The organism is Halobacillus sp. BBL2006 (genome assembly GCF_000786645.1).
In the GTDB taxonomy this organism is placed as follows: domain Bacteria; phylum Bacillota; class Bacilli; order Bacillales; family Halobacillaceae; genus Halobacillus.
In genome coordinates this window covers 1-3590 of sequence record NZ_JRNX01000624.1, presented here as the reverse complement: position 1 = coordinate 3590, position 3590 = coordinate 1, and the positions used below count along the sequence as shown (strand labels likewise).

5 protein-coding genes and 1 other RNA gene are annotated in these 3590 nt (G+C 40.4%); all 6 read left to right on the top strand.

All coding sequences use genetic code 11. The features are described 5' to 3' along the window. The first annotated feature begins 185 nt into the window (after positions 1-185). The gene (locus LD39_RS17130; RefSeq protein ID WP_081988497.1) at positions 186-638 is read left to right on the top strand and encodes a cytidine deaminase; all 453 of its coding nucleotides are present in this window, start codon (positions 186-188) and stop codon (positions 636-638) included. A 197-nt stretch (positions 639-835) separates the two neighbouring features. Beyond that, positions 836-1363, top strand: a complete 528-nt coding sequence (locus LD39_RS17125; protein WP_035550457.1) for a CotD family spore coat protein — start codon at positions 836-838, stop codon at positions 1361-1363. 105 nt (positions 1364-1468) lie between these two features. After that, positions 1469-2032 carry an SLOG family protein gene (locus LD39_RS17120; protein ID WP_035550454.1) on the top strand — a complete coding sequence of 188 codons (564 nt, stop codon included), beginning with the start codon at positions 1469-1471 and terminating at the stop codon, positions 2030-2032. A gap of 80 nt (positions 2033-2112) precedes the next feature. Continuing rightward, positions 2113-2421, top strand: a complete 309-nt coding sequence (gene gpsB, locus LD39_RS17115) for a cell division regulator GpsB (RefSeq protein WP_035550451.1) — start codon at positions 2113-2115, stop codon at positions 2419-2421. A 101-nt stretch (positions 2422-2522) separates the two neighbouring features. After that, positions 2523-2893, top strand: an RNA gene (gene rnpB, locus LD39_RS22280) — RNase P RNA component class B. Between the two features lie 101 nt (positions 2894-2994). After that, positions 2995-3590 (top strand): class I SAM-dependent RNA methyltransferase (locus tag LD39_RS17110; RefSeq protein WP_035550448.1); only part of this gene is annotated, 596 nt, incomplete at its 3' end.

Here is a 3590-nt window from a genome sequence, read left to right as displayed (position 1 = left end):
TAAAGACCCAGACGATTTTATTGTACTGAAGTAACTTCTTCATTTAACATTCTCCTTTTTATAATAAAAGATTAATACCTTACGTCTTATACTTCTACAGTATAAACTTTTTTTGACACATGTGTCATTTATTTTAACTGCTTGAATGTGCTCTTGTTTGCTATATGTAATCGCTTTACATCCTAATGGTTTTCATTTATAATAAGCTTCCCATTGAAAGGGAGGGAAAAGAGATGAACCAAGAGAATTTAATAAAGGAAGCAAAAGAAATACGCAAGCGTGCTTATACTCCATATTCTAAATTTCCCGTCGGTGCAGCACTATTAACAGAAGACGGCACATTATTCACAGGGTGTAATATTGAGAATGCTGCTTATCCAGTGACCTGCTGCGCAGAAAGAGTTGCTATTTTTAAAGCACTATCAGAAGGTCATACTAAATTTAAAGAATTGGCGGTAGTAGCAGATACGAAAAGACCTGTTCCACCATGTGGATCATGCCGTCAAGTTATGAGTGAGTTTTTCCCACAAGAAATGAAAATTCATACAACGAACCTCCATGGTGATACGCGTACGATGACGATGGAAGAGCTTTTGCCATTTTCGTTTGGTGCTATGGATTTAACACATGAGGATTAATCTCGAAATAGTAAAAGAAGAGGAGGAGAAATCCTCCTTTTTTTATGGATTTTTTAAAACATTATTTTTTTACCTGAATGATAAACTCCAAATCCCCATATAAAAAACTGGGTAATATTGAGAATATCGCCCAGTACATCTGCTTTATCCATGACATACGCTGATAAGGAAGACTAAGAACAAGGAGTGAAACAATAATGCATCATCAATCAATGCCGGGGCAGTGTCATCCCCCAATGAATAGACGTCCAATCGTATGTCCGATGCAGCACTGTGTGATGGATAATTATTTTGTCGAAAATCAGGACATTATTCACCCTACTCATCTGTTGGTGCGTAATAACCACCTTCTGAACAATTATAATTACTTCCCATTGTTAGTTTCAGAGCAAAACAACTTCCAAACTCAGGAGTTTAACTTCCCACAAGGGCAATCCCCTGATTATAATTGGATGGAGTTTATGTCTCCACAGGAAATGGGACAAATGCCAATGGGAGGCGAAATGGAAGGTCAGCAAATGCCAATGCAAGGAATGATGGGTGAAGGTGAGATGCCTATGATGCCTCAGCAAGGTATGATGAGTGGCGGTCAAATGCCAATGTCACCTCAAGGGATGATGGGCGGCGGTCAAATGCCAATGTCACCTCAAGGAATGATGGGCGGTGGCCAAATGCCTATGATGCCTCAAGGCCAAATGCCTATGATGCCTGGTTCAGGTTCATAACCTTTTTTAAGATAAGCCACTTGTCTTGTTGAGTGGCTTATTTTCATTTCAGGGATAGAAACTTTTAGTTGGATATCATACAATGGTGGTGGAGAGTGATTCAAGTTGAAAACAATTGTCATAACAGGATATAAGCCTATGGAAATGGGAATATTTAAACATAACGACCCAAAAGTAGCTTTTATTAAGGAAACCCTCCGACGAAGATTAGTTGCATTGATCGAAGAAGGCTTAGAATGGGTGCTGATCTCTGCTCAAATGGGCGTCGAGCTTTGGGCTGGAGAAGTCGTTCTTGATCTAAAAGAAGTCTACGACATTAATCTTGGAGTTATCCCCCCTTTCGAAAACCAGCAGGAGCGTTGGCCAGAGGATACACAAATGGTTTATGAAGAAGTCACAATGACTGCAGACTTCTATAAGCCTGTCTATGATAAAAATTATGAGGGTCCTTATCAGTTTAAAGCGAAAGATCAGTTTCTCGTTGATCACTCTGATGGATGTTTAGTTCTTTTTGATGAAGATACAAAAGGGAGTCCGGAGTTTTTTCTAAGACATGCCCGTAGAACTGAAGAAAATGGCAAGTACACGATCTTGTACATAACTCCATTAGATTTAGAGGAAACGGTCGAAGAATTGCGTATGTCTGATCCTGATTACTGGAGTCAATGAATTCTATACATGGAATGAAATTGACAATTTCGCCAGCTTTTGAAAAAATAAAGATAATGTGGTGAACAGAGGTGATGAAAATGAGCTCAGAAGAATTTCATTTGACTAGTAAAGAAATCCTTGAAAAAGATTTTAAAACTTCAATGCGTGGCTATAATCAAGAAGAAGTGGATGAATATTTGGATCTCATCATTCAAGATTATGATAAGTTTCAGCAAGAAATTGAACGACTTCAGCACGAAAACGACCGGTTGAAGAAAATGTCAAGCCGAGAAGCTGCTCCACGTCAAAGACAGAATGGCAACACGAACCATCAAGTCAATTATGATATTTTAAAAAGAGTTTCCAATTTAGAGAAAGCCGTTTTTGGCAAAAAATACGCAGATTAAATCCCATAGATTACCATGTGACAAATTATATGTAATCTGCTATACTATTCTGGTGCGCTAATGAAGCGCCTTATGATTGAATGTAAAGAAGAGACATTTGAATACTCGGGTAATCGCTGTATGTTTCCATACAGAGGAAAGTCCATGCTCGCACAGACTGAGACGTCTGTAGTGTTCGTGCCTGACGAAACCATAAGTCAGGGTAGTTTTTACTAACGGCAGGGAAAGTTCCTACGTCTTCGGATATGGAATGAATACCTTGAAAGTGCCACAGTGACGGAGCCAAAATAGAAATATTTTGGGTGGAACGAGGTAAACCCCACGAGCGAGCAACCCAAATGAAGGTAGGGGCACTCTTCAATAGGAAATGAACTAGAGAAGAGGTCGTTAATTCGGCAGATAGATGATTACCACCGGAGTACGAGGTTGACCACCGCTTGCAGTACGATGGAACAGAACATGGCTTACAGAGTATTCAAAGGTCGCTAATTACTTAAAAGACACCCTTCTTAAAAGCCATTCGCTTTTGGAAGGGTTTTTTATTGAATACATATTGAGATTCGGAGGGATAACATGACTCAAAAAGTTACAATAATTGCTACAGCTGCGATGGGGCTTGAGGCTATTGTCGGGAGAGAGGTCAAAGCTCTCGGTTATGAAGACATCCAAGTAGAGAATGGACGAGTGGTATTCACTGCAGAACCATCGGCTATTCCAAGAGCAAACCTCTGGTTAAGAACAGCGGATCGTGTGAAACTGCTTGCAGGTCGCTTTAAAGCTACCACTTTTGATGAGTTATTTGAAAAAACGAAAGCTCTACCTTGGGAGGATTTTATTACGGAAGATGGCGAATTTCCTGTGGTTGGAAAATCTGTTAAATCTAAGCTCTACAGTGTCCCCGACTGTCAGTCAATTGTAAAAAAGGCGATTGTTGAAAGGTTAAAGCAGAAGTACGGAGTGGCTTCCTGGCTGAAAGAATCCGGTGCTTTTTATCGTGTAGAAATTGCGCTTCACAAAGATGAAGCACTGTTAACGATCGATACATCCGGAAGCGGTCTCCACAAACGTGGCTATCGTGTCGGACAAGGGGAAGCGCCGCTCAAAGAGACGCTCGCAGCCGCTCTTGTTCAAGTAACGAACTGGCACCCAGACAAGCCATTAGTAGACCC

Coding starts and splice junctions, on each gene's coding strand:
- LD39_RS17130 (WP_081988497.1), top strand. CDS start 186: ATGGTTTTCATTTATAATAAGCTTCCCATTGAAAGGGAGGGAAAAGAG.
- LD39_RS17125 (WP_035550457.1), top strand. CDS start 836: ATGCATCATCAATCAATGCCGGGGCAGTGTCATCCCCCAATGAATAGA.
- gpsB (WP_035550451.1), top strand. CDS start 2,113: ATGAGCTCAGAAGAATTTCATTTGACTAGTAAAGAAATCCTTGAAAAA.